The 1700-nt window shown below is 29.1% G+C and carries 1 protein-coding gene; it reads left to right on the top strand.

Annotated elements, in window-relative coordinates; all coding sequences use genetic code 11:
• The first annotated feature begins 443 nt into the window (after positions 1 to 443).
• Entirely contained in the window at positions 444 to 1583 is a 1140-nt protein-coding gene (locus G3570_RS16270) for a sulfotransferase domain-containing protein (RefSeq protein ID WP_165143923.1), read from the top strand.
• Positions 1584 to 1700: the final 117 nt, after the last annotated feature.

Here is a 1700-nt window from a genome sequence, read left to right as displayed (position 1 = left end):
TAATTGATGGGGCAGATAAAAGGCCGGGTATTATAGTTTATTTTTCTAAGGAAACAAAAGTTGAAATTAATCCTGAAAAAGTATTAGAAATCCATACAGAATAAAAATATAAACAATTATTCATTCATTAAATGGATTAAAATGGTCATGGAAAAAATATAATTTATTTATTGTTTAAAGGAAACATTATAATAATTGATTTTTCTAAGTCGGGAAATCTATTTCAACTAATCAAATTTTCACATATTCAGATCGATATGAATTTTGGTTAGGTAGAATTAATAAACCTCAAATTATTTTTGTAAAACTCTTTTAAAAAAAATTGGCAATATATCGGTAAGAAAGCCATTAGCTTTCTTACTAAAAAAGGATGAAAAGAAAAAAGCTTACCCCGAAGAGAATTGAAGAAGAGAACAATTAAGAATTACAAGAAAAAATTGGACATGAACGACCAAGGTAATAGCCTTTTTTTGATAACAGGTATGTTAAGGTCTGGAACAACCTTAGTCGAGAAATTACTCGATGCTCATATATCAGTAAGAGCAATATATCAGCCGTTTCCTAAATTATATCGACATCTTAAGCAACAATTTTTTTCTCAACTCGGGTATAAGGATATTTATTATGTATTGAATGATCTGTTTAATAATACTTGCTATAATCGCCAACAATTTATTGATTTTTTAGATAGCTATGAGATTTCATCAAAAGACTTTGAAAGAGTTCTTCAAAGTATGGAAGACTTTGGTGGGCAATATACCTCAGTCAAAGAATCAAAATATTTAATAAAAAAAATGGATTCCAAAAATTTAATTAATTTTTACAGTTCATTTCTAACAGAAATATGTAAAGAAGATTCCATTAAGGCTGTTGGAACAAAAGAAATAATAATTGAGGAGTTTGTAGAATATTATTTAAATAATAGTATTAAAGTCATTTTAATTTTGCGAGATCCAAGAGATGTGTTTACATCAATAAATGTAGGAAAAGGGACAAATTATGCCGGTGAGCACAGGCCCGCATTATTTCATCTTAGGAATTGGCGTAAAAGCGTGGCGGTAGCAAATACTTTTAAAAACCATAAAGATTTTTTGATGATCAGATATGAAGATTTGCTACTTCGGACAAATAAGGTGTTAAAAGAGATTACGGATTCTCTAAAGGTAAATGAATTTCCAAAAGGTTTTTTCAAGGAAGGTATACCAGGAGACGAAAGAAAGAATTGGAAAGGTAATTCTTCAACTAAAACGCACCGAGGGATAAACTCAAAAAACTTAGAAAATTTTAAAAAATATCTTACAGATAATACGATAAATTATATTGAATATATCTGTAAACCGGAGATGCTATCATTGAATTATAAACTTTTTAGCAACGCTTCAAATCCTGAAAATTTTACAGAACCCTTTCAGGTTAGTGAGATGGATAAATTAAACCCAAAAATGAGTACTAATCCAGAGGAACTTCTAAAAGAGTCTTACAGACTTGAATTATTAAAAGGGAAATCAGCGTCAGAAGAAGAATTAAGACAGAATTTTTATAGTTTAGAAAATTTTAAAGTGCTTAGTGTTCAAGATTTATGATAATTTATGCACCATGTGCCAGTGCTATTTTTTTCAATTTTTTAAAATCCAACTGTATGGGCGGTTACTATCTGTTCATTCTGAAGTGTTATTGAGAAAAGATGGTGAAGTAAAGGT

This window comes from Halalkalibaculum roseum (genome assembly GCF_011059145.1).
Taxonomy (GTDB): Bacteria; Bacteroidota; Rhodothermia; order Balneolales; family Balneolaceae; genus Halalkalibaculum; species Halalkalibaculum roseum.
Note: the sequence above shows the minus strand (reverse complement) of the source record. Positions and strands in the feature narration are given on the sequence as shown.

Coding starts and splice junctions, on each gene's coding strand:
- G3570_RS16270 (WP_165143923.1), top strand. CDS start 444: ATGAACGACCAAGGTAATAGCCTTTTTTTGATAACAGGTATGTTAAGG.